The 19,947-nt window shown below is 60.1% G+C and carries 19 protein-coding genes and 1 pseudogene; 15 read left to right on the top strand and 5 right to left on the bottom strand.

What is annotated here, in order from left to right; genetic code table 11:
- The first annotated feature begins 65 nt into the window (after positions 1–65).
- Entirely contained in the window at positions 66–533 is a 468-nt protein-coding gene (locus ACZ89E_RS17240) for a 7-cyano-7-deazaguanine/7-aminomethyl-7-deazaguanine transporter (protein ID WP_133837168.1), read from the top strand.
- A gap of 101 nt (positions 534–634) precedes the next feature.
- Positions 635–1,816: a formate-dependent phosphoribosylglycinamide formyltransferase gene (gene purT / locus ACZ89E_RS17235; RefSeq protein ID WP_149657450.1), complete on the top strand. Its 1,182-nt coding sequence runs from the start codon at positions 635–637 to the stop codon at positions 1,814–1,816.
- Between the two features lie 118 nt (positions 1,817–1,934).
- Here the strand turns inward: purT and ACZ89E_RS17230 are convergent, their stop codons facing one another.
- The 3 genes from ACZ89E_RS17230 to ACZ89E_RS17220 all read right to left on the bottom strand — a co-directional run bounded on the left by ACZ89E_RS17230 (position 1,935) and on the right by ACZ89E_RS17220 (position 5,655).
- Complete coding sequence (locus ACZ89E_RS17230) at positions 1,935–3,251, bottom strand: MFS transporter (protein WP_476256114.1); 1,317 nt, start codon at positions 3,249–3,251, stop codon at positions 1,935–1,937.
- 337 nt (positions 3,252–3,588) lie between these two features.
- Positions 3,589–4,830 carry an HlyC/CorC family transporter gene (locus ACZ89E_RS17225; protein WP_149657448.1) on the bottom strand — a complete coding sequence of 414 codons (1,242 nt, stop codon included), beginning with the start codon at positions 4,828–4,830 and terminating at the stop codon, positions 3,589–3,591.
- A gap of 12 nt (positions 4,831–4,842) precedes the next feature.
- The gene (locus ACZ89E_RS17220; protein ID WP_133837172.1) at positions 4,843–5,655 is read right to left on the bottom strand and encodes a cytochrome C assembly family protein; all 813 of its coding nucleotides are present in this window, start codon (positions 5,653–5,655) and stop codon (positions 4,843–4,845) included.
- A gap of 195 nt (positions 5,656–5,850) precedes the next feature.
- On the opposite strand from ACZ89E_RS17220, the pseudogene ffh reads away from it, so the two are divergent.
- From ffh to ACZ89E_RS17160, 12 genes and pseudogenes are all read left to right on the top strand, one after another.
- Positions 5,851–7,228 (top strand): annotated as a pseudogene (ffh, locus tag ACZ89E_RS17215) (signal recognition particle protein).
- Positions 7,229–7,478: 250 nt separating this feature from the next.
- A complete protein-coding gene (gene rpsP, locus ACZ89E_RS17210; RefSeq protein ID WP_007944872.1) occupies positions 7,479–7,730 on the top strand; it encodes a 30S ribosomal protein S16 in 252 nt (83 codons plus the stop codon).
- A 5-nt stretch (positions 7,731–7,735) separates the two neighbouring features.
- On the top strand, positions 7,736–8,272 hold the full coding sequence (gene rimM / locus ACZ89E_RS17205) for a ribosome maturation factor RimM (protein WP_149657446.1): 537 nt from the start codon (positions 7,736–7,738) through the stop codon (positions 8,270–8,272).
- Positions 8,254–9,027: a tRNA (guanosine(37)-N1)-methyltransferase TrmD gene (gene trmD, locus ACZ89E_RS17200; protein WP_154503229.1), complete on the top strand. Its 774-nt coding sequence runs from the start codon at positions 8,254–8,256 to the stop codon at positions 9,025–9,027. Before rimM ends, trmD begins: the two co-directional genes overlap by 19 nt.
- 45 nt (positions 9,028–9,072) lie before the next feature.
- On the top strand, positions 9,073–9,423 hold the full coding sequence (rplS, locus tag ACZ89E_RS17195; protein WP_063322826.1) for a 50S ribosomal protein L19: 351 nt from the start codon (positions 9,073–9,075) through the stop codon (positions 9,421–9,423).
- A 266-nt stretch (positions 9,424–9,689) separates the two neighbouring features.
- A complete protein-coding gene (xerD, locus tag ACZ89E_RS17190) occupies positions 9,690–10,586 on the top strand; it encodes a site-specific tyrosine recombinase XerD (protein WP_123405600.1) in 897 nt (298 codons plus the stop codon).
- A 195-nt stretch (positions 10,587–10,781) separates the two neighbouring features.
- Positions 10,782–11,513, top strand: coding sequence for a bifunctional protein-disulfide isomerase/oxidoreductase DsbC (dsbC, locus tag ACZ89E_RS17185; RefSeq protein ID WP_133837175.1), 732 nt, complete (start codon positions 10,782–10,784; stop codon positions 11,511–11,513).
- Positions 11,514–11,646: 133 nt separating this feature from the next.
- Positions 11,647–12,951 carry a homoserine dehydrogenase gene (locus ACZ89E_RS17180; RefSeq protein ID WP_133837176.1) on the top strand — a complete coding sequence of 435 codons (1,305 nt, stop codon included), beginning with the start codon at positions 11,647–11,649 and terminating at the stop codon, positions 12,949–12,951.
- A 109-nt stretch (positions 12,952–13,060) separates the two neighbouring features.
- Complete coding sequence (thrC, locus tag ACZ89E_RS17175; RefSeq protein WP_123405607.1) at positions 13,061–14,470, top strand: threonine synthase; 1,410 nt, start codon at positions 13,061–13,063, stop codon at positions 14,468–14,470.
- 119 nt (positions 14,471–14,589) lie between these two features.
- Positions 14,590–15,969 carry a transporter substrate-binding domain-containing protein gene (locus ACZ89E_RS17170; protein ID WP_149657444.1) on the top strand — a complete coding sequence of 460 codons (1,380 nt, stop codon included), beginning with the start codon at positions 14,590–14,592 and terminating at the stop codon, positions 15,967–15,969.
- A gap of 111 nt (positions 15,970–16,080) precedes the next feature.
- Positions 16,081–16,488, top strand: coding sequence for a response regulator (locus tag ACZ89E_RS17165; protein ID WP_149657443.1), 408 nt, complete (start codon positions 16,081–16,083; stop codon positions 16,486–16,488).
- Between the two features lie 170 nt (positions 16,489–16,658).
- A complete protein-coding gene (locus tag ACZ89E_RS17160; protein ID WP_149657442.1) occupies positions 16,659–16,946 on the top strand; it encodes a DUF3509 domain-containing protein in 288 nt (95 codons plus the stop codon).
- 170 nt (positions 16,947–17,116) lie between these two features.
- Here ACZ89E_RS17160 and ACZ89E_RS17155 read toward each other — a convergent pair whose 3' ends face one another.
- A complete protein-coding gene (locus ACZ89E_RS17155) occupies positions 17,117–18,034 on the bottom strand; it encodes a TIGR02285 family protein (protein WP_476256113.1) in 918 nt (305 codons plus the stop codon).
- On the bottom strand, positions 18,015–19,214 hold the full coding sequence (locus ACZ89E_RS17150; protein ID WP_149657440.1) for a CaiB/BaiF CoA transferase family protein: 1,200 nt from the start codon (positions 19,212–19,214) through the stop codon (positions 18,015–18,017). The genes ACZ89E_RS17155 and ACZ89E_RS17150 overlap by 20 nt, the downstream gene beginning before the upstream one ends.
- 146 nt (positions 19,215–19,360) lie before the next feature.
- Between ACZ89E_RS17150 and ACZ89E_RS17145 the strand changes: the two genes are divergently transcribed.
- Positions 19,361–19,903 carry a YaeQ family protein gene (locus ACZ89E_RS17145; protein ID WP_010462971.1) on the top strand — a complete coding sequence of 181 codons (543 nt, stop codon included), beginning with the start codon at positions 19,361–19,363 and terminating at the stop codon, positions 19,901–19,903.
- The last annotated feature ends 44 nt before the right edge of the window (positions 19,904–19,947 follow it).

Here is a 19,947-nt window from a genome sequence, read left to right as displayed (position 1 = left end):
TCTTGGCCCAACCTCATTCCCTGAAGTACCCTGTGCGCCAAACTGACAGGTATTCCCAAGCCCCCATGCTCTTCCTGATTTCTTACATCAGCAGCGTCGTGCTGATCAACTACGCCTTTTCCACCGCCCCGCACCTGGACATCATCTGGTCGGCCTGGGGCGGGTTGGTGTTTGTGCTGCGTGACATGGTGCAAACCCGCTTCGGCCATGGCGCCATCGCCGCGATGCTGGCGGCGCTGGTGCTGTCCTACGTCACCTCCGATCCGTCCATCGCCCTGGCCAGCGCCACGGCGTTCGCGGTGTCCGAGTGCATCGACTGGCTGGTGTTCAGCATCACCAAGCGCCCGTTGCACGATCGCCTGTGGATAAGTTCGGCCCTGAGCATTCCCCTCGACACCTTCATCTTCTTCGGCATGATCGACGCCTTCACCCCGGCCGTGATCCTCACCGCCATGGGCTCGAAGTTCGCCGGTGTGACGGTCGTGTGGCTGATCATGGCCTGGCGCTTGCGCAAACAGGCCGTCGCCGGCTGAAGCCAAACCTCGCAGTTCATGTAAAATGCCGCGCTTTCTCCCCATGGGAAGCGCGCCTGGCGCTGCGACCCTCGATGATCCGCTTCTTTGAGGACCTTCAGATGACCCGTATCGGAACTCCATTGTCGCCAACCGCGACCCGCGTATTGCTGTGTGGCTGTGGCGAGTTGGGCAAGGAAGTGGTGATCGAGCTGCAACGCCTGGGTGTTGAAGTGATTGCCGTGGACCGCTACGCCAACGCGCCGGCCATGCAAGTCGCCCATCGCAGCCATGTGATCAACATGCTCGATGGCGCCGCCCTGCGGGCCGTGATCGAAGCCGAGAAGCCGCACTTCATCGTGCCGGAAATCGAAGCCATCGCCACCGCGACCCTGGTCGAACTGGAAGCCGAAGGTTTCACCGTGATCCCGACCGCGCGCGCCGCGCAGTTGACCATGAACCGCGAAGGCATCCGTCGCCTGGCCGCCGAAGAGCTGGACCTGCCGACTTCGCCGTACCACTTCGCCGACACTTTCGAGGACTACAGCAAGGCCGTTGAAGACCTGGGCTTCCCCTGCGTCGTCAAACCCGTGATGAGTTCGTCGGGCAAAGGCCAGAGCCTGCTGCGCAGCACCGCAGACGTGAAAACCGCCTGGGATTACGCCCAGGAAGGCGGCCGCGCCGGCAAAGGTCGGGTAATCGTCGAGGGCTTTATCGATTTTGACTACGAAATCACCCTGCTGACCGTGCGTCACATCGGTGGCACCACGTTCTGCGCACCGGTCGGCCACCGTCAGGAGAAGGGCGACTACCAGGAATCCTGGCAGCCACAAGCCATGAGCCCGATTGCCCTGGCCGAATCCGAGCGCGTCGCCAAAGCCGTGACCGAGGCCTTGGGTGGCCGTGGTCTGTTTGGCGTCGAGCTGTTCATCAAAGGTGATCAGGTGTGGTTCAGTGAAGTGTCGCCGCGCCCGCATGACACTGGGCTGGTGACCCTGATTTCCCAGGACCTGTCGCAATTTGCGCTGCACGCACGGGCGATTCTGGGCCTGCCGATCCCATTGATCCGGCAGTTCGGTCCATCGGCGTCGGCGGTGATCCTGGTGGAAGGGCAGTCGACCCAGACCGCTTTCTCCAATCTGGGTGCTGCCCTGAGCGAGCCGGATACGGCGTTGCGTCTGTTCGGCAAGCCTGAAGTGAACGGCCAGCGTCGCATGGGCGTGGCGTTGGCGCGGGATGAGTCGATTGAAGCGGCGCGCGCCAAGGCAACTCGTGCTTCGCAGGCTGTTGTAGTCGAGTTGTAAGGCTACAAAGATCGTTCCCACGTTCTGCGTGGGAATGCCTCAACGGACGCTCCGAGTCCGCTTTTGGGACGCAGAGCGTCCCTGGCTGCATTCCCACGCGGAGCGTGGGGAACGATCCTTATGAGACCCGATTCAAATCGTTATGCCGCGTTTCTTTCAGGCACAACACCGCGATCAAACTCAGCACCGCCGCCCCCGATACATACCCGCCGACATAACTCAAACCGCCCATCGCCACCAGTTTCTGCGCAAAGAACGGCGCCGCCGAGGCCCCGACAATGCCGCCCAGGTTGTACGCCGCTGACGCTCCGGTGTATCGCACGTGGGTCGGAAACAGCTCCGGCAACAACGCGCCCATCGGCGCAAATGTCACGCCCATCAAAAACAGCTCAATGCACAGGAACAGTGCCACGCCCCAGGTCGTGCCGTGGGTCAGCAGCGGTTCCATCAGAAAACCGGACAAAATCGCCAGCACGCCACCAATGATCAGCACCGGTTTGCGCCCGTAACGGTCACTGGCCCAGGCGGACAATGGCGTCGCGGCGGCCATGAACAGCACCGCAAAACACAGCAGCGCGAGGAAGGTTTCCCGGGTGTAGCCGAGGGTCGACACCCCGTAGCTCAGGGAAAACACGGTCGAGATGTAGAACAGCGCGTAGCAGACCACCATCGACCCGGCACCCAGCAACATCGGCGCCCAGTACTGGCTGAACAGCTCGACCAGCGGAATCTTCACCCGCTCCTGGCGCGCCATCGCGTTGGCGAACACTGGGGTTTCGTGGAGTTTGAGGCGCACATACAGGCCGACCATCACCAGCACCGCGCTCAACAGAAACGGAATCCGCCAGCCCCACGAGCGGAACTGATCGTCGCTCAGCGTCATCGCAAGCGTCAGGAACAGACCATTAGCCGCGAGGAAACCGATCGAAGGGCCCAACTGCGGGAACATGCCGAACCAGGCGCGTTTGCCCTTGGGGGCGTTCTCCGTCGCCAGCAGCGCCGCGCCGCCCCATTCGCCACCCAACCCCAGCCCTTGGCCGAAGCGCAACACGCACAGCATAATCGGCGCCCAGGCTCCGATGCTGTCGTAGCCCGGCAGCACGCCGATCAACGTCGTGCAGACACCCATCAACAGCAGGGAAGCGACCAACGTCGACTTACGCCCGATACGGTCACCGAAGTGGCCAAACAGCGCCGAACCCAGTGGCCGCGCCAGGAACGCGATGCCAAAGGTGAGAAACGCCGAAAGCATCTGCGCGGTGCCGGAGGTCTGCGGAAAGAACACCGGCCCGATCACCAGCGCGGCGGCGGTGGCATAGACGTAGAAATCGTAGAACTCGATGGCGGTGCCGATGAAACTCGCCGTGGCCACGCGGGTGGCGGAGTTCGTCGGCTGGGCAGGCGTGGTATCGCTATAAGCGGTGCTGGTCGTCATGCGGTGATCCCTGACAGTCATGCTCCAGTGGAGCGAATTATTATGGTCGAACACCCAGGGATGTGGGTTTAACGCGGCGTGCGGGTAGCACGGGGGTAGGGCGGCGCTTGGGTAAGCGGCTCGATTATAGGAAGGCGGCTAACGATCAAACAAGGGGGCAAGGGGTGGTGGTGGCTTTTGTGGCGAGGGGTTTTGCCCCCATTAGGCTGCGAAGCAGTCGTAAAGTCGACGGACGCGGTGCATCAGATTAAACACGGTTGCAGGTTTTGGTACTGCTTCGCAGCGCAACGGGGGTAAACCCCCTCGCCACAAAAGCTCCTTTCCACAAGGGGCCGTGTCAGGTTTTGGAGAGCACCGGCACCGAACTGGTATGCCAGACCAACACCCGTGTCACCCGATTATCCTCAGTCTCGAGAATCTCCAGTCGATAGCGCCCGATCTTCAGGCACACCGCGCTCTCCGGGATAGTCTCCAGCGCCTCGGTGACCAAGCCGTTAAGGGTTTTCGGGCCATCGCTGGGCAGGTGCCAGCCCAGGCTCTTGTTCAGTTCGCGAATCGATGCCGCGCCCTCGATCACCAGTCGGCCATCGGCCTGTGGATGAATATGCGGGTTGTCCAGGCTGTGCTCGCTTTCGAACTCGCCGACGATTTCTTCGAGGATGTCTTCCAGGGTCACGATGCCGAGCACTTCGCCGTACTCGTCCACCACCATGCCCAGACGCCGCTGTTGCTTGTGGAAGTTCAGCAACTGCAACTGCAGCGGCGTGCTTTCCGGCACGAAGTAGGGTTCGTGGCAGGCCGCGAGCAGCGCTTCCAGGGTCAAGGTGGCGTCCGGCAACAGATGACGGATCTGTCGGGTGTTGAGCACCGCTTCGACCTGGTTGATGTCGCTGTGGAACACCGGCAGGCGTGTGCGCCGGTTGTTGCGCAACTGCTCGATGATCTCTTCGAGCGAATCGTCGAGGTTGATCCCGTCGACGTCACTGCGTGGCACCAGGATGTCATTGACCGTGATGTTGTCCAGCGCGTGGATGCCCGACAGCGCATGGGGGCGGATGGGCGCGTGTTCGTGTTCGTCGTGGCGATCCACCGGCGCCTCGTCTTCGCTCTGTTGCACCACTTTGACCTTGCGGGCGAAGGGGCGCGTCAGCAACTGGCTGATGCCATTGAGCAGCCAGGCGGCGGGGTAGATGATTTTCAGCGGCACGCCGAGCAGGGTGTTGCCCAGGCTCAGGATCGTGTCCGGATAGCGCACGGCGAGGGTGCGCGGCAGGTAGTCGGCGAACACCAGCAGGATCACACCGGCGCCGATGCCAGCGACCCACGGACCGTTCTCTGCCCAGGTGAAAATCGCCAGCAAGGTGCTGATGACCATCGCCAGCGCACGGCACAGGGTGTTGCAGAGAATCAGGCTGTTGAGCGGGAAGCTCAGCTTCGCCACCGGCTTATCGCTGGAGCGCGACGCGGTGCGTTGGGCCAACAAATGTTGTTGCGCGACTTCGATGGCGGTAAACAGCCCCGACCACAAAATCAGCAGGGCGATCACTGCAAGCATCGGCCCTATGGGCAAGTCGTCCATTTTTGCCGCCCGTCAGATGTGCAGAATGTATTCACGAACCAGCTTGCTGCCGAAATAGGCCAGCATTAGCAGGCAGAAACCGGCGAGGGTCCAGCGGATCGCCTTGTGCCCACGCCAGCCGAGGCGATTACGGCCCCACAGCAACACGCTGAACACGATCCAGGCCAGGCAGGCCAGCAGGGTCTTGTGCACCAGGTGCTGGGCAAACAGGTTCTCGACGAACAGCCAGCCAGAAATCAGCGACAGCGACAGCAGGGTCCAGCCGGCCCAGAGAAAGCCGAACAGCAGGCTTTCCATGGTTTGCAGCGGCGGGAAGTTCTTGATCAGCCCGGACGGGTGCTTGTGCTTGAGCTGGTGATCCTGCACCAACAGCAGCAACGCCTGGAACACCGCAATGGTGAACATGCCGTAGGCCAGGATCGACAAGAGAATGTGGGCGAGAATGCCCGGTTCTTCGTCGATGATCTGCACGGTGCCGGCGGGAGCGAACTGCGCCAGCAGCACCGTTGCCAGCCCCAGCGGGAACAGCAGGATCAGCAGGTTCTCCACCGGGATCCGAGAGCAGGCGATCAGGGTCAGGGCGATGACCGCCGCAGCAATCAGACTGGCAGCACTGAAGAAGTCCAGGCCCAGGCCGATCGGCGTCAGCAAGTGGGTAAACAGGCTGGCGCTGTGAGCCAGCACGGCCAGTACGCCGAGCGTGACCAGCAGGCGTTTGTTCGCCTTGGCACCGGAAGCCAGGCGAGTGCCCTGATAGAGAGTCGCAGCGGCATATAAGCAGGCGGCGGCGAGAGTGGTAAGCAAACTGGGTGACAAGGGGAGCATAAATCCTGTTAGGCAAGCCCGAAAGGCGCTGAGTTTGGCATAGAACCCACATCACACGAAAGTGCGAGGTGTCCGCCAGACGCAGTCTTCGCTATAATCCGCGACCTGCCCACGCCGCAGGCTCGCCGAGCACATGTTTATTCCGGTCTGGGCCGCCATTATCCCGGTCTACACAGGGCCTGAAAGGATCGCGCAATGTTTGAAAACTTAACCGACCGTCTCTCGCAGACGCTGCGCCATGTCACCGGCAAGGCCAAGCTGACCGAAGACAACATCAAAGACACCCTGCGCGAAGTGCGCATGGCGTTGCTCGAAGCCGACGTCGCCCTGCCGGTGGTCAAGGACTTCGTCAATTCGGTCAAGGAACGCGCCGTCGGCACCGAGGTGTCGCGCAGCCTGACGCCGGGCCAGGCCTTCGTGAAGATCGTCCAGGCCGAACTCGAAAGCCTGATGGGCGCGGCCAACGAAGACTTGAACCTGAGCGCCGTTCCGCCAGCCGTCGTACTGATGGCCGGTTTGCAGGGCGCTGGTAAAACCACCACCGCCGGTAAACTTGCGCGCTTCCTTAAAGAGCGCAAGAAGAAGACCGTCATGGTCGTGTCTGCGGACGTATACCGTCCGGCGGCGATCAAGCAGCTGGAAATGCTCGCCGGTGAAGTGGGCGTTACTTTCTTCCCGTCCGACCTGAGCCAGAAGCCGGTCGACATCGCGCAAGCCGCTATTAAAGAAGCGCGGCTGTAAATTCATCGACGTGGTCATCGTCGATACCGCCGGTCGTCTGCACATCGACGAAGAGATGATGGGCGAGATCAAGGCGCTGCATGCCGCGATCAACCCGGTCGAAACCCTGTTCGTGGTCGATGCCATGACCGGTCAGGATGCCGCCAACACGGCCAAGGCCTTCGGCGACGCTCTGCCGCTGACCGGCGTGATCCTGACCAAGGTCGACGGCGACGCCCGTGGCGGTGCCGCGCTGTCGGTGCGTGCCATCACCGGCAAGCCGATCAAGTTCATCGGTATGGGCGAGAAGAGCGAAGCGCTCGAACCGTTCCACCCTGAGCGTATTGCTTCGCGCATCCTCGGCATGGGCGACGTACTCAGCCTGATCGAACAGGCCGAGCAGACCCTCGACAAGGACAAGGCCGACAAACTGGCCAAGAAGCTGAAGAAGGGCAAGGGCTTCGACCTCGAAGACTTCCGCGATCAGCTGCAACAGATGAAGAACATGGGCGGCCTCGGCGGCCTCATGGACAAACTGCCGAACATCGGCGGTGTGAACCTGGCGCAAATGGGCAATGCCCAGGGCGCGGCAGAGAAACAATTCAAGCAGATGGAAGCCATCATCAATTCCATGACCCCGGCCGAGCGCCGCGACCCTGAGCTGATCAGCGGTTCGCGCAAACGTCGGATCGCCATGGGGTCCGGCACCCAGGTGCAGGACATCGGTCGCTTGATCAAGCAGCACAAGCAGATGCAGAAGATGATGAAGAAATTCTCCGCAAAAGGCGGAATGGCCAAAATGATGCGCGGCATGGGCGGTATGTTGCCCGGCGGCGGCATGCCCAAGATGTAAAGATTCCGCGCCGGCAGTCATGTCGGCGCAGACCCGCAGCGATGCGGGAACTCCAGCAAACCCGCACTTGGCGGGAGCTGACTGGCCGTTTTCAACGACGGCTCTATAGCAAATCTTGATGGCGACCGGAAGGCCGCCGGAAAAAGACATTTGCAAAAGTCCGGATATTCCTTAGAATATGCGGCCTTTCGGGCACCTATGCCCGCTGTGCCTTTAGATTTGCAGCACCGACTACAGGAACGATGTTCACATGCTAACAATCCGTCTTGCCCTTGGCGGCTCCAAAAAGCGCCCGTTTTACCACTTGACCGTAACCGACAGCCGCAACCCGCGCGACGGTTCGCACAAGGAACAGGTTGGTTTCTTCAACCCTGTTGCTCGTGGTCAAGAAGTCCGTCTGTCCGTGAACCAAGAGCGCGTAGCCTACTGGCTGAGCGTTGGTGCACAACCTTCTGAGCGTGTTGCTCAGTTGTTGAAGGACGCTGCTAAGGCTGCGGCCTGAGCAATATGAACGCGACGCCTGCTGTTGCTGATGATTTGATCGTTATCGGCAAAATCTATTCTGTTCATGGCGTTCGCGGCGAAGTGAAGGTGTATTCCTTTACTGATCCAACAGAAAACCTCTTGCAATACAAAACCTGGACGCTCAAGCGCGAAGGCAGCGTAAAGCAGGTTGAGCTGGTCAGCGGACGCGGGAACGACAAGTTCCTGGTCGCAAAGCTCAAGGGTCTCGATGATCGTGAAGAAGCTCGTCTTCTGGCCGGTTATGAGATCTGCGTGCCGCGCAACCTGTTCCCTGATTTGACCGACGGCGAGTACTACTGGTACCAGCTGGAAGGTCTGAAGGTCATTGACCAACTCGGGCAATTGCTCGGGAAGATCGATCATCTTCTGGAAACCGGCGCCAATGATGTAATGGTGGTCAAGCCTTGCGCTGGCAGCCTGGACGATCGAGAACGCCTGTTGCCCTATACGGAGCAATGCGTGTTGGTAGTCGACCTTGCCGCAGGCGAGATGAAGGTGGAATGGGATGCGGACTTCTAAGCGTGGCTAACTTGCGCGTAGAAGTGATCAGTTTGTTTCCCGAGATGTTCTCCGCCATCAGCGAGTACGGCATCACCAGTCGTGCGGTGAAACAGGGGCTGTTGCAGCTCACCTGTTGGAATCCGCGAGACTACACGACGGATCGACATCACACTGTGGACGATCGCCCATTTGGCGGTGGCCCGGGCATGGTGATGAAGATCAAGCCCCTGGAAGATGCTCTGGTTCAGGCCAAGGCAGCAGCCGGGGAGGCGGCGAAGGTTATTTACCTGTCCCCCCAAGGCCGTCAACTGACTCAGTCGGCGGTGCGCGAGTTGGCGAATCTGGATGCATTGATCCTGATTGCCGGCCGCTATGAAGGCATTGACGAGCGTTTTATTGAAGCTCATGTCGATGAAGAGTGGTCGATTGGCGACTATGTACTGTCTGGCGGCGAGCTGCCGGCGATGGTCCTGATCGATGCGGTTACACGACTGCTGCCTGGAGCTTTAGGGCATGCGGACTCCGCCGAGGAAGATTCCTTTACGGATGGTCTGCTGGATTGCCCGCACTACACCCGACCGGAGGTGTATGCGGATCAGCGTGTTCCCGACGTGTTGCTTAGTGGCAATCACGCGCATATCCGGCGTTGGCGTTTACAGCAGTCCCTTGGTAGGACCTTTGAACGACGCGCCGATCTTCTGGAAAGCCGCTCGCTTTCTGGAGAAGAGAAGAAGCTGCTCGAGGAATACATCCGCGAGCGGGACGATAGTTAACAACGTATCGATGGTAAATCCGACGATTTACCTTAGGAGCACAGCATGACTAACAAAATCATTCTTGCACTCGAAGCAGAGCAGATGACCAAAGAGATCCCTACCTTTGCCCCGGGCGACACTGTTGTCGTTCAGGTGAAAGTAAAGGAAGGCGACCGTTCGCGTCTGCAAGCGTTCGAAGGTGTTGTTATCGCCAAGCGTAACCGCGGCGTAAACAGTGCATTCACCGTTCGCAAAATCTCCAACGGTGTTGGCGTAGAGCGTACTTTCCAGACCTACAGCCCGCAAATCGACAGCATGGCCGTTAAACGTCGCGGTGACGTACGTAAAGCCAAGCTGTACTACCTGCGTGACCTGTCCGGTAAAGCAGCTCGCATCAAGGAAAAACTGGCTTAAGTCCAGCTTCCGATGCAGAAAAAAGCAGCCTTCGGGCTGCTTTTTTGTTGCCTGCGATTTACCCGATACAACCCTTACCCGTAGGAGCGAGGCTTGCCCGCGAAGGCGTCATATCAGCCAACATCAATGTTGAATGTAAGTCCGTCTTCGCGGGCAAGCCTCGCTCCTACAGGTGATCATGCCGTCACCGCAATTGCATCTGGCACTGTGAAGGCCTGTCCGGCTATGAAAGACTTGCCCCCAGTTTTCCCGTGACCTGAGCCTCTATGCCCGCCATCGACCACCCCCTGATAGACCAATTCCTCGACGCCCTGTGGCTGGAAAAAGGCCTCTCCGATAACACTCGTGATGCCTATCGCAGCGACCTGGCCCTGTTCAACGGCTGGCTACAGGAAAAGAATCTGGAGCTGATCAACGCCGGACGCGAATTGATCCTCGATCACCTGGCCTGGCGCCTCGAGCAAAACTACAAACCCCGCTCCACCGCCCGATTTCTCTCCGGCGTGCGTGGCTTTTATCGCTATTTGCTGCGGGAAAAGCTGATCGCCGTCGATCCGACGTTGCGCGTCGATATGCCGCAACTCGGCAGGCCGTTGCCCAAATCCCTGTCGGAAGCTGACGTCGAGGCCTTGTTGAATGCCCCGGACCTGAGCGAAGCCATCGGCCAGCGTGACCGCGCCATGCTGGAAGTGCTTTACGCCTGCGGCTTGCGGGTCACCGAGCTGATCAGCCTGACCCTGGAACAGGTCAACCTGCGCCAAGGCGTGTTGCGCGTGATGGGCAAGGGCAGCAAGGAACGGCTGGTGCCGATGGGCGAGGAGGCGATTGTCTGGGTCGAGCGCTACCTGCGTGACGGCCGTGGCGAACTGCTCGGCGGGCGGCCCAGTGACGTGATGTTCCCGAGCCAGCGCGGCGAGCAAATGACTCGTCAGACCTTCTGGCACCGCATCAAGCACCAGGCCAAGGTCGCCGGGATCGGCAAGTCACTGTCGCCGCACACCCTGCGCCACGCCTTCGCCACGCACCTGCTCAACCACGGCGCCGACCTGCGGGTGGTGCAAATGCTGCTCGGCCACAGCGACCTGTCGACCACCCAGATCTACACCCACGTCGCCCGAGCCCGTTTGCAGGATTTGCACGCCAAACACCACCCGCGCGGCTAGCGGATCCTTTTTTGATCGACTGTGGCTCCCTCGCCACAATGAATGTTGCCAGCCGTATGTTGCCTGGTATCAGGTGCATTCGGCCCCACCAGCCTTATGTGGTAGGCTTTGCCGGTTTGCACGATGGGCGATTGTGACCCGGTGTTTCGGCACGGGCGTTCTGATCGTCCCATTTGTCCGCCTTCAGGAGTTCTCATGCGTCTGACCCCTATTTTCGCCGCCGCAGCCATTGCGTTGGTCAGCACCTTTGCCGTCGCCGATGATGCGGCCGACAAAGCCATTCGTAAAAGCCTGGAAAGCCTCCAGCTGGAAACCCCGATCGACAGCATCAGCGCCAGCCCGCTGGCCGGCCTGTACGAAGTCAAACTCAAGGGCAGTCGCGTGCTCTACGCCAGCGCCGACGGTCAGTACGTGATGCAGGGCTACATGTTCCAGCTCAAGGACGGCAAGCCAGTCAACCTGACCGAGAAAACCGAGCGCCTGGGCGTTTCCAAACTGGTCAACGACATCCCGGTCGCAGAAACCGTGGTCTACCCGGCGATCGGCGAAACCAAGTCGCACATCACCGTGTTCACCGACACCACCTGCCCGTACTGCCACAAGCTGCACGCCGAAGTGCCGGAGCTGAACAAGCGCGGCATCGAAGTGCGTTACGTCGCGTTCCCGCGCCAGGGCCTGGGTTCGCCGGGTGACGAACAGCTGCAAGCGGTCTGGTGCTCCAAGGACAAGAAAGCGGCCATGGACAAGATGGTCGATGGCAAGGAAATCAAGGCCGCCAAGTGCGATAACCCGGTTTCCAAGCAGTTCGCCCTCGGTCAGTCGATCGGCGTGAACGGCACGCCGGCCATCGTTTTGGCCGACGGCCAGGTCATTCCGGGCTACCAGCCTGCGCCACAAGTCGCCAAACTGGCGCTGGGCGCGAAATAATTCGCATCGTCACGGTCAGCCTTTGACGATCATGGTCTGGCGGCACTGTCTGCCGGGCCATTAATAGAGAACCGCGAGCATGCGGTTGTTTTCACGGCCGGCCTTGCGTCGGCCGTTTTATGGGGAGTTCACAGTGAAACCGGTCAAAGTAGGCATCTGTGGGTTAGGGACCGTCGGTGGCGGTACCTTCAACGTACTTCAGCGCAACGCCGAGGAAATTGCTCGTCGTGCCGGGCGTGGAATCGAAGTGGCACAAATTGCCACGCGCACGCCAAAGCCTCAGTTCCAGACGACCGGTATTGCGATTACCAACGATGTGTTCGAAGTGGCCACGAACCCTGAGATCGACATCGTTATAGAGCTGGTGGGCGGCTACACCGTTGCCCGTGAGCTGGTACTCAAGGCCATCGAGAATGGCAAGCATGTGGTCACCGCGAACAAGGCACTGATCGCCGTTCACGGTAATGAGATTTTCGCCAAGGCTCGCGAGAAGGGCGTGATCGTGGCGTTCGAAGCGGCCGTGGCCGGTGGCATTCCGGTGATCAAGGCGATCCGTGAAGGCTTGTCCGCCAACCGTATCAACTGGGTCGCCGGCATCATCAACGGCACCGGCAACTTCATCCTCACCGAAATGCGTGAGAAGGGGCGCACCTTCGAAGACGTACTCGCCGAGGCGCAAGCCCTGGGTTACGCCGAAGCCGATCCGACCTTCGACGTCGAAGGCATCGACGCCGCCCACAAGCTGACGATCCTGGCGTCCATCGCGTTCGGCATCCCGCTGCAATTCGACAAGGCCTACACCGAAGGCATCACTAAGCTGACTACCGCTGACGTGAACTACGCCGAAGCGCTGGGCTACCGCATCAAGCACCTGGGCGTGGCACGCAGCACCGCCGCCGGTATTGAATTGCGCGTACACCCGACGCTGATTCCGGCCGATCGTCTGATCGCCAACGTCAACGGCGTGATGAACGCGGTGATGGTCAACGGTGATGCGGCCGGTTCGACCCTGTTCTACGGCGCTGGCGCCGGCATGGAGCCGACCGCTTCGTCGGTGATCGCCGACCTGGTCGACGTGGTTCGCGCCATGACCTCCGACCCGGAAAACCGCGTACCGCACCTGGCCTTCCAGCCGGATTCGCTGTCGGCCCACCCGATCCTGCCGATCGAAGCCTGCGAAAGCGCGTACTACCTGCGGATCCAGGCCAAGGACCATCCAGGCGTGCTGGCCCAGGTGGCGAGCATCCTGTCGGAGCGCGGCATCAACATCGAATCGATCATGCAGAAGGAAGTCGAAGAACACGACGGCCTGGTGCCGATGATCCTGCTGACCCACCGTGTGCTGGAACAGCACATGAACGATGCGATCACCGCCCTGGAAGCCCTGGCGGGTGTCGTCGGTCCGGTTGTACGGATCCGTGTCGAACACCTGAATTGAATTGAAGCAGCGGCAAGTGGCAAGCTTCAAGCTGTAAGTAAAAGCCAATCTGCTTTTGTCTTGCCGCTTGTAGCTTGCAACTTGTCGCTCAAACCGAAGGTTTGCCCCTATGCGCTATATCAGTACCCGCGGCCAGGCACCGGCCCTGAATTTCGAAGACGTTCTGCTGGCCGGTCTGGCCACGGACGGCGGCCTGTATGTGCCGGAATGCCTGCCACGTTTCACCCAGGAAGAAATCGCCTCCTGGGCCGGCCTGCCGTATCACGAACTGGCCTTCCGGGTGATGCGCCCGTTCGTGGCCGGCAGCATTCCCGATGCCGATTTCAAAAAGATCCTTGAAGAGACTTACGGCGTGTTCGCCCACAGCGCCGTGGCCCCGTTGCGTCAGTTGAACGGCAACGAATGGGTGCTGGAGCTGTTCCACGGCCCGACCCTGGCGTTCAAGGACTTCGCTCTGCAGCTGCTCGGTCGCCTGCTCGACTACACGCTGGAAAAACGCGGCGAGCGCGTGGTGATCGTTGGCGCAACGTCCGGTGATACCGGTTCGGCCGCCATCGAAGGCTGCAAGCACTGCGAAAACGTCGACATCTTCATCCTGCACCCGCACAACCGCGTGTCCGAAGTGCAGCGTCGCCAGATGACCACCATCTTCGGCGAGAACATCCACAACATCGCCATCGAAGGCAACTTCGATGACTGCCAGGAAATGGTCAAGAACAGCTTCGCCGACCAGAGCTTCCTCAAGGGCACGCGCCTGGTGGCGGTGAACTCGATCAACTGGGCGCGGATCATGGCCCAGATCGTTTACTACTTCCACGCCGCGCTGCAACTGGGTGGCCCGGCGCGTTCGGTGTCGTTCTCGGTGCCCACCGGCAACTTCGGCGACATCTTCGCCGGTTACCTGGCGCGCAACATGGGCCTGCCGATCAACCAGTTGATCGTCGCCACCAACCGCAACGACATCCTGCACCGCTTCATGAGCGGCAATCAGTACGTCAAGGAAACCCTGCACGCCACGCTGTCGCCGTCGATGGACATCATGGTGTCGTCGAACTTCGAACGCCTGCTGTTCGACCTGCACGGTCGCAACGGCGCGGCGATTGCCGGCCTGATGGACAACTTCAAGCAGGGCGGTGGCTTCAGCGTCGAGCAAGAACGCTGGACCGAAGCGCGCAAGCTGTTCGATTCCCTGGCCGTGGATGACGCACAAACCTGCGAAACCATCGCCGAGGTCTACGAGCAGACCGGCGAGGTGCTGGACCCGCACACCGCCATCGGCGTCAAGGCTGCCCGCGAATGCCGTCGTAGCCTGGACATCCCGATGGTGATCCTCGGCACGGCCCATCCGGTCAAATTCCCGGACGCCGTGGAAAAAGCCGGTGTAGGAAAAGCTCTCGAACTACCTGCACATCTTTCTGATTTGTTTGAGAGAGATGAGCGTTGCACCGTATTGCCAAATGACCTGAAGGCCGTGCAAGCCTTTGTCAGTCAGCATGGCAACCGCGGCAAGCCGCTTTAAGCCCGCAAAACTGTCACATTTTGAAGCCCGTCTCCTGACGGGCTTTTTTGTTTCTGCGTGCACACTTGTCGTGTTTTCGCCCCCGAAGGACGGGCGAGTTGATCACGAAGGAAGTGGCAATGTTGTTTTCAATAGGGTTGAAACCAGCCGCGTGCTGGGTTTTTTTGTTGAGCGTTATGGGCTTTGGCTCGTGCACGCTGGCCGCACAGTTGGTGGCCTATGAGGCCACCGAGTCAGTGAGTGTCAACGCCATTGAGCTGGATGCCCAGGAGCGACAATGGCTACGCGCGCATCCAAAGGTCATCGTCGCGTCGACGCAGTACCCGCTGTACCTGTTCAAGGACGAACACGGTCATTGGAGCGGCCTGAACAATGACGTGCTTAACCGCATCAGTGCGATGACGGGGCTGCATTTTGTCCATGAAGAATCGTTTTCCACCGATCAGTTGCTCGGGCGTCTGGAGAGCGGTGCGGCGGACATGAGCACGACGCTGGCGTTCAATGACGAGCGCAAGCAGTTCCTGGATTTCAGCCATGCCTTCGGCGGGTCCGCCTGGGTGTTGGTCGGGCGGGCCGGGGCGCCGTTGTTGCAGTCGCTGGAACAGCTGTCGAAAAGGGTCTTGGTGCTGCCGGCCAGGCACGCCATGGAGGAAACCATTCGGCGTGACTATCCGGCCATCGAGCTGCGCACGGTCAAGACCTACGCCGAGGCTCGGGCGCTGGTGGAAAGCGGGGAGGCCTACGCCACCATCGAGAACGAAACCGGCGCGCAGCTCTATCCGATCGGACAGTTGAAGGTAGGCCATACCGTGGAAGGGTCGTGGGAAGCGGACCACTTGGCTGTACGCAAAGGGCAGCCGCAGTTGCTGAGTATTCTCAACAAGGCCCTTGAAGCCTTTCCACCGGCCGAGCTACGGGCCATTCGCCTGAAGTGGCTGGACGGCATTGCCCCCAAACCGGCGCTCACCTTCTGGCAGCGCGTGGCTCAGTTGGGCTGCTGGGGCATGTTTTTCGTCGGCCTGTTCGGTTTGCTTTCCTTGCTCTGGAACCGGCGACTGGCCGCGCTGGTCAAGCAACGCCGGGACGCCGAAAAAGACCTCAGTGATCAACTCGCCTTCCAGCATGCGTTGATCGACGCGATGCCCGACCCGGTGTTCGTGCGTGATCTGCAGGGGCGGCTGATCATGTGCAACAAAAGTTATGAGGAAGGTTTATCGACCCGCTTCGACCAGGTTCAGGGGCGACAGCTGATCGACGTCGACATCCTGCCCCCGGAGACTGCGCAGATGTTGCATGCCGAGTTCATGGCCCAGCTCAATACGCATAAAACCCGGTTCAGTCAGCGCCAGTTACGGTTCAACAACGGTGTGAGGGATGTCTACCAGTGGACGGTGCCGTTTTACAGTGCCGACGGGCAGCTGCGGGGGCTGGTGGGAGGGTGGACTGATATCGATCAGCGCAGGGGGTCGTGTCACTGCCGGGGGGCTTCGCAAGTTTAGGAATTGTCCTATGGGGCGCGACTCCTTTTCCGATGGGACGCTGAAGGAAGCTCTTCTAGAGTGTTCGACAACTGCGGTGAGAGTCCGCGAGTGTCGTTCCAGAGGTCGCCCATGCGCACGCTCAAAATCCTGATTCTTGAACACAATCCTTTCCAGATGATGGCGCTGCACCAAATGCTCAACGCCATCGGGGTCTATGACGTGCTCACGGCGCCGTCCATGTCGGCGGCGCTGCGTTCCCTGGGGCGCCGGGGCGCGGTGGACATCGCGTTCTGCGACCCGCAACTCAAGGGGGGCGACGGGCTGGCACTGGTGCAGCATCTGGCGCAGCACCGCGAGGCGCGGGCGCTGATCCTGCTCGGCAACGTGGCGTCGAGCGTCATGTCGGACGTGACGGCCATGCTGGCGGACAACGAGGTGAAACTCCTGGGGCAGCTGCACACCCCCGTGTCCGCGGTGTTGATGCGCAGGCTGCTGGATGTCTATCTCCTGGAGTCGATGCTGCAAGCCAGGGCCTGAAACCGGCTGTTTTTTCCTTGTCATCTTTGCGGTGCATGCTCAATTTCCCCAGAGACGCAGGTACCGCTGCCATGCGGTATTCAGAACTTTCTTCTCGGGCCAGGGGTCATTAACTGTAGACACGCCCTCCCAGGCACTTTGTTTTCGGACTATTGAGTGGTGATCGCGAGATGGAAAGTATCAGCCTATTGCTCGGTGAGGCTCTGAGCCCGTATCAAGTTTCGTTGACCCCATCGGGCGCCCATGGCGAATGCCTGGTGACCTTGAAGAATGCGGCCGGCGCCATTGTCGTGGAACGTGCGTTCAACCAGGCGCAGTTGCGCGACAAGTGGCAACTGACGGATGTCGTCGACGGATTGCACCGCGATGTGCTGATTGCCGAAGGTCGTCTGGAGCCCTGTGTCATCGCGGCGTTGCGCAATGCGGCACAGGACAAGATCCTGGCCAATCGAAATTGAATTGCCTTGGCGTGGGAACCTTCCTGCGCCAAGGTCGTCAGACCATGTAACAGCAGGATCAAGCATTGTGCTCCGGTGCTTGTAGCTTGCTGCCACTGGTCTTTATGTAGGCCACGTTTAACCCCGAGTCGTCTCCCCACTTCTCGGGGTTTCTTTTTGCCCGGAATTTGTCATTGGCCGGCCTGCTGTTCGAAAAAGACCTTGGCTTGCTCCAGGTAATCGCGGCGCCGTTCCGGGTCGAGCCAGTCGGCATAAGCCTGGGCCAGGCGCTCGTGGGGCAGGGTGCGCAACAGCTGATTGATCTCGCTGATAGCCTGTCGGCCCTGGGGCGTATTCGAGCAGCCGATGTAGGTGGAAAGGTACCTGCCGGTGCCCTTGACCGGATAAAACACCAGCTCCTTGTCAGCAATATGTTCTTGCCGGGCCAGGTAACGGATCTCCGGCCAGTAACCCAACACGCCCAGCAAACGCCCCAGGCGCTGCATCTGCAACAGGCTGCCGAGTGCGTCGTTTCCATAATGGAATGTCAGGGTATTGGTCGGCGCCTGCTTCAACTGAGCATCGAGGAGTTGACCGTAGCTACGCTCGGCCACGGCTCCGAGTTTCTTGCTGCCGTCGGCCAGCAGCGCCGCCAGATCGATTTCGCCGTTCACCAGGAACGGCTCCAGCTCCGATTGATCTTCCTGGCGCACGGCAAGGCCATTGCTCACGACCCGGAACACAGGAATGGAAAACGCGATCCACTGTTCCCGCTCCTTGCTCCAGATCAGCGAGGGATCGCAGGTGAACGATTCTTCACGCAGCATCTGCATGCCACGGGCGCGATTGACCCGCATCAGTGTGTGATCGTATTGCGGCATCCCGGCGATTAGCAGCGGCATCAGTTGATCGACCACCCCCTGGCCTTTTTCCGGGCCTTCGAAGATCGTCAGTGGCGGCAAGTCGCGCAGCAGCCAGATCAACGTGTCTTTCGGTTGTGCCCAGGCAGATGAGCTCAAACCGAGCAACAACACCAACGTAATCCGGCCGCTGGCGCGATGGATGAAGACTGAAAGCAGGCGCTTCAGCTTAGATGGCTCCGTCTTCACGCAGCTTTGCGATCCGTTCCTTGTCATAGCCAAGATCGTGAAGTACCTGCGCATTGTGTTCACCCAGCTGCGGTCCGACCCATTCGGATGTGCCGGGTGTCTCAGAGAGTTTCGGCACGATCCCCGGCATCTTGAAGTCCTTGCCGTCCGGCAGCTTGGCGTGCAGGAACATTTCCCGGGCCAGGTACTGCGGATCGCTGAACATGTCTTCGGCGCTGAAGATCCGGCTGGCCGGGACGTCGGCCTGGTTCAATTGCGCAATCACGCTGTCGAGCGGCAGCGAGTTGACCCAGCGATCGATCACCCCGTAAATCTCGTCGCGACGGCTGTCGCGGCCATCGTTGCTAGCGAGCACCGGGTCGTTGGCCAGGTCTTCGCGACCGATGATCAGCATGAAACGCTTGAAGATCGCATCGCCGTTAGCGCCGATCTGCACGTGCTTGCCGTCGGCGCTGGTGTGGATGGAGGAGGGCGTGATGCCGGGCATGATGTTGCCGGTGCGTTCGCGGATAAAACCGAACACATCGAACTCCGGGACCATGCTTTCCATCATCGCGAAGATTGCTTCGTACAGCGCCACGTCCACCACTTGGCCCAGGCCGCCGTTGACTTCGCGATGACGCAGGGCCATCAATGCGCCGATCACGCCCCACAGCGCGGCAATCGAGTCACCGATGGAAATCCCGGTGCGCACCGGTGGCCGATCCTCGAAACCCGTGATGTAACGCAGGCCGCCCATGGATTCACCGACGGCGCCAAACCCCGGCTGATCTTTCATCGGCCCGGTCTGGCCGAAGCCCGAGAGCCGCACCATCACCAGTTTCGGGTTGAGCGCATGTAAAACGTCCCACCCCAGGCCGAGCTTTTCCAACACACCAGGGCGAAAATTCTCGATCAGGATGTCGGCTTCGCTGAGCAGTTTTTTCAGGATCTCCAGGCCATCCGGGTGCTTGAGGTTCAGGGTCAGGGACTTTTTGTTGCGCGCCTGGACGAACCACCACAGGGAGGTGCCTTCATACAACTTGCGCCATTTGCGCAACGGGTCCCCGCCGTCCGGGGATTCGATCTTGATCACTTCAGCGCCGAACTCGCCGCAAATGCGCGAGGCAAACGGCCCGGCAATCAACGTACCCAATTCGATGACTTTCAGACCTGAGAGCGGTTTTCCGGTGAATGGCATGCGCGATCCTGTAGGACAAAGTCGTGTGAGTAGTGCGTTTTAACATAGCCGCGTGTCAGTCGCCCAAAGTTGATGGCCGTCAATTGGTTGATTGCCTACCGCATCGGTTAGACTTGCCGCCTTTCCTCGTATCAAGAAGCCCGTTCATGGCCCAGCCGTCCACGACCTACAAGTTTGAACTGAACCTCACCGACCTCGACCGCAGCGTGTACGAGAGCGTGAAGCAGACCATCGCCCGTCACCCTTCGGAAACCGAAGAGCGCATGACCGTGCGACTGCTGGCCTACGCCTTCTGGTACAACGAGCAGCTGTCGTTCGGTCGCGGTCTGTCAGACGTGGATGAACCGGCCCTGTGGGAAAAGAGCCTGGATGATCGGGTCCTGCACTGGATTGAAGTCGGCCAGCCGGATGCCGATCGCCTGACCTGGTGCTCGCGCCGTACCGAGCGCACCAGCCTGCTGGCCTATGGCAGCCTGCGTGTCTGGGAAACCAAAGTGATCCCGGCAATCAAGAACCTGAAAAACGTGCACATCGCCGCCGTACCTCAGGACATTCTGGAAACCCTCGCCAAAGACATGCCCCGCGTTATCAAGTGGGACGTGATGATCAGCGAAGGGACGATTTTCGTCACCGACGACCGTGGTCAGCATGAAGTGCAGTTGCAGTGGCTGAGCGGCGAACGCGGCTGATTTTTCGCCGCTTTCCCGTTTCACCCGGTTTTATCCTACGTATT

Source organism: Pseudomonas sp. TE3899, assembly GCF_056279105.1.
Note: the sequence above shows the minus strand (reverse complement) of the source record. Positions and strands in the feature narration are given on the sequence as shown.